Source organism: Microbacterium sp., assembly GCF_039812165.1.
GTDB lineage: Bacteria > Actinomycetota > Actinomycetes > Actinomycetales > Microbacteriaceae > Microbacterium.
The window spans coordinates 1-3,589 of record NZ_JBDIAB010000254.1; the positions used below are offsets into that span (position 1 = coordinate 1).

Below are 3,589 nucleotides of genomic sequence, written 5' to 3' on the forward strand. Positions count from 1 at the left end.
CTGCACGATCTCGCCTCGCACGGACTCGGCCTCATCACCGTGCGCGCCGCCGCCGCGCGTCGCGTCGCCGGACCGGACGGCGACGTCGAGCGCGCGACCGCGCTCGCCGACATCGAACGGGCGGGGCGGGATGCCACGGCGGAGCTCCGTCGCATGCTCGCCGTGCTGCGCGCCCCGGGCGAGGACGCGCCGTTGCGTCCGGCGGAGACGCTCGACGATCTGCCGGGCATCCTGGCCGCCGCGCGAACCGCCGGTGTCGACGCGACCCTCGAGCCCGGCGAGCTCGGCGAGGTGCCGGCGAGCGTCCAGCTGACCGTCTGCACCGTCGTGCGCGAGGCGCTCGCCAACACGGCCCGGCACGCGGGCCCCTGCCGTGCGCGCGTCGGCGTGCGTCGCGAGGGGTCGACGATCGTCGTCGCCGTCGACGACGACGGTCCGACTCCCGGCTGGCAGCCCCACCGCGGTGCCGGCGCGGGTCTCGTCGGCCTCCGCGAGCGGGTCGAGGCCCTCGGCGGCGAGCTGGACGCCGGCGCCGCCGGTCGCGGCTTCCGCCTCGTCGCCCGGATGCCGGGGGAGCGATGACGGCGCAGATCCGCGTGCTCGTCGTCGACGACCAGCCGCTCATCCGCCACAGCCTGCGCCTCATCGTCGACGGCGAGCCGGACCTCGCCGTGGCGGGCGAGGCCGGCACGGGCGAGACGGCCGTCGCACGGGCGCACGAGCTGCGACCCGACATCGTCCTGATGGACGTCCGGATGCCGGGAGGAGACGGCATCCACGCCACCCGCCGCATCGGAGCCGACCCGACGCTCGCCGGCACGCGCGTGCTCGTGCTCAGCATGTTCGAGCTGGACGAGTACGTCCATTCCGCGTTGCGGGCGGGCGCCAGCGGGTTCCTCCTGAAGGACGCCGAGCCCGAGCAGCTGCTCGACGCCGTCCGCCGCACGCACGCGGGGGAGTCGCTGTTCGCCCCGAGCATCCTCACGCGTCTCGTCGCCCACTACCTCGACCGGCCGCAGCCGCGTCGGGCGCGACCTCCGCGAGGGCTGACCCACCGCGAGACCGAGGTGCTCGTGCTGGTCGGCCGCGGGCTGTCGAACCACGAGATCACCGAGGCGCTGCACATCTCGATCGGCACCGCGAAGACGCACATCGGGAGCCTCCTGTCCAAGCTCCACGCCCGCGACCGCGCGCAGCTCGTGATCGCCGCCTACGAGCACGGACTGGTCGGCGGCGCGGCGGCACGCGGAGCGCATGACGGGGGCGCGCCGCGGGAGGAGTGAGCTGCCGGATCGCTCGAGGATCGGCGCAGGCGGAGCTCACTGCTGCATGCGCGGATCGTACGTCGGGTCGGGATACATGCGCGGGCACCCGGAGTCGACGGCATCCGGACGCAGCTCGTAGTGCCACGGCTCGTTCTCGTAGATCCGGCACAGCCCGTACGCGGCGCCGTGCTCGGACAGCCACGCCGTCGCGTCGTAGGGCGCGATGTCGACGGCGTCGCCGTGCACGTGCGGGGACGTGTCGGCGGTGGCGACCCAGCGCGCTGCCTCCGCCTCCGAGCCGTGCTCGGCGACGGCGTCGCGAAGGAGCTGGTCCTGATACCCGGCGGAGCGCCAGCCGCTGTTGACGTGGAGCGTGACGCCGTCCTCGGCGGCGTCCGTCGCCGCGGCGTGCAGAGCCGCGAGCAGCTCCGAGTCGAGGTCCGCGATGCCGGCGTACTGCCCGTCGAACACGGTCGCGCCGTCGGGAAGGATGCCGTCCGCCTCGCTCGCCACGCCGTCGTCCGTCGTCGCGCCGGGTCGGTCGTCGCGCGCGACGCCGCCGATAGGCGGCGCCGCCGACGAGCCCGGCTGGGCGCTCAGGATGCCGATGGCGACGGCTACGGTGAGGGCTGCCGTGCCGACGGCGGCGCCGGCGAGCGTCCGCCGTGCTCTCAGTCGGGATCCCGGTCCGGCTGCTGTGCTGCTCATGCCACCAGTCGAGGCGGCGGCGTGTTGCGGCTCCGTAAGGGCTTTCGATACGCGCACGACATCCGCTCCGTACGAGCGGACGATCGGCGGACGTAGGGTCGGAACGTGACCGGCGTCATGACGTATGCAGGGGAGAGACCGGGTCCGCCGCTCGACCTCTTCGTCGACGACGTCTACGTGCTCTCCGGCGCCCCGGGCGCGCGCCGGCGTCTGAACGTCCCGCCGATGCCGTCCGCGCACCTCCTCGTGAACCTCGGCGATCCCGTCGTCCTCCGCGACTCCGATGCCGCGGCGCCGCCTCTCGTGCTCGAGGGCGCCTGGGCGACGGGCCTGTGGACGCGGCGGTTCACGATCGAGTACGGCAGCGGCGTGCGGGTCGCCGGGGTGCACTTCAAGCCGTGGGGTCTGGCGCCGTTCGCACCGCTCCCGCCCGGCGAGCTGCGCGACCGATGGGTGCCGGCGGACGCCGTGTGGGGCCCGGCGATCGATCGGCTGCGGGACGACCTCGCGGCGGCCGCGTCCGCCGAGGCGATGCCGCGGCTCCTGGCGGCGTGGCTCCGGTCGCGACTCGGACCGCCGTCCTCCCGCGGACTGGAGCTGGTCCATCGCACGGCCGCCGACCTGGAGAGGTCGTGGGGCTCGGCGTCGGTCGCGCACCTCGCCGACCGGGCGGGCGTCAGCGGCAACCGGCTCGCCGCGACCTACGCAGCGCAGGTGGGCGTCGGGCCCAAGCGGCTGGCGCGGATCTACCGGTTCGCCCACCTGATGCTCTCGATCGACGCCACGCGGCCGGTCCGGTGGGCCGACCTCGCGCGCGAGGTCGGCTACTTCGACCAGCCGCACCTGATCAACGACTTCCGCGGGTTCACCGGGCTCACCCCGAGCGACTATCTGGCGCTCAGGCGGCGGATGCCGCGCGAAGCCGGGTTCCCGCTCGACCTGGGCCCGATGCCGGTGGAGTGATTTTCTCCAAGACGGCGGATGCCGGGAGAGCGCAGGATCGGAGCACACCCCACCAGGGAGGAACCCATGGGAACCGTGATCATGCACGACGTCGTGTCGCTCGACGGCTTCATCGCCGACGACCGTGACGACGTCGGTCCGCTCCACGACTGGTACTTCGGCGGCGACGTCCCGCTGGGCGACGGAGGGTTCCGGATGTCCCGTGCATCCGCCGAGTACGTCCGGTCGGTGTGGGAGTCGATCGGCTGCCTCGTGATCGGGCGCCGCCTGTTCGACCTCATGAACGGCTGGGAGGGGCATCCGCCCGTCGGCGACCACGTCGTCGTGGTGTCGCACCGGCCGAAGCCCGAGGGCTGGCATCCCGATGCGCCGTATCGTTTCGTCGGCGACGTCGCCGAGGCGATCGCGGTCGCGCGCGAGCTCGCCGGCGATCGGGTCGTCAGCGTGAACGCCGGCGACGTCGGCGCACAGCTCCTCGCCGCCGGCTTCGTGGACGAGGTCGCCATGGACGTCGTGCCCGTCGTCTTCGGATCCGGGCGCCGGTACTTCGGCGCGGTGGCGGGACTGCAGAAGCTCGACGACCCGCACGTCGTCATCCAGGGCGAGGGCGTGCTCCATCTGGTGTTCCGCGTCGCGGGCCGCGATCGCTGACG

General features: G+C 73.8%; 5 protein-coding genes. 4 read left to right on the top strand and 1 reads right to left on the bottom strand.

The features are described 5' to 3' along the window. A partial coding sequence (locus WML84_RS13805; protein ID WP_347346713.1) for a histidine kinase occupies positions 1-582 on the top strand: 582 nt, incomplete at its 5' end. Continuing rightward, positions 579-1,283 carry a response regulator transcription factor gene (locus WML84_RS13810; RefSeq protein WP_347346714.1) on the top strand — a complete coding sequence of 235 codons (705 nt, stop codon included), beginning with the start codon at positions 579-581 and terminating at the stop codon, positions 1,281-1,283. The genes WML84_RS13805 and WML84_RS13810, both read left to right, overlap by 4 nt. 36 nt (positions 1,284-1,319) lie before the next feature. Here the strand turns inward: WML84_RS13810 and WML84_RS13815 are convergent, their stop codons facing one another. Continuing rightward, complete coding sequence (locus WML84_RS13815) at positions 1,320-1,973, bottom strand: M15 family metallopeptidase (RefSeq protein ID WP_347346715.1); 654 nt, start codon at positions 1,971-1,973, stop codon at positions 1,320-1,322. Between the two features lie 105 nt (positions 1,974-2,078). On the opposite strand from WML84_RS13815, the gene WML84_RS13820 reads away from it, so the two are divergent. Both WML84_RS13820 and WML84_RS13825 read left to right on the top strand, forming a co-directional pair. Next, the gene (locus tag WML84_RS13820; RefSeq protein ID WP_347346716.1) at positions 2,079-2,936 is read left to right on the top strand and encodes a helix-turn-helix domain-containing protein; all 858 of its coding nucleotides are present in this window, start codon (positions 2,079-2,081) and stop codon (positions 2,934-2,936) included. 66 nt (positions 2,937-3,002) lie between these two features. Continuing rightward, complete coding sequence (locus tag WML84_RS13825; RefSeq protein ID WP_347346717.1) at positions 3,003-3,587, top strand: dihydrofolate reductase family protein; 585 nt, start codon at positions 3,003-3,005, stop codon at positions 3,585-3,587. Positions 3,588-3,589: the final 2 nt, after the last annotated feature.

Excerpts from the sequence above, each read along its gene's own strand:
- WML84_RS13825 (WP_347346717.1), top strand. The coding sequence starts at position 3,003 with ATGGGAACCGTGATCATGCACGACGTCGTGTCGCTCGACGGCTTCATC.
- WML84_RS13815 (WP_347346715.1), bottom strand. The coding sequence starts at position 1,973 with ATGAGCAGCACAGCAGCCGGACCGGGATCCCGACTGAGAGCACGGCGG.
- WML84_RS13810 (WP_347346714.1), top strand. The coding sequence starts at position 579 with ATGACGGCGCAGATCCGCGTGCTCGTCGTCGACGACCAGCCGCTCATC.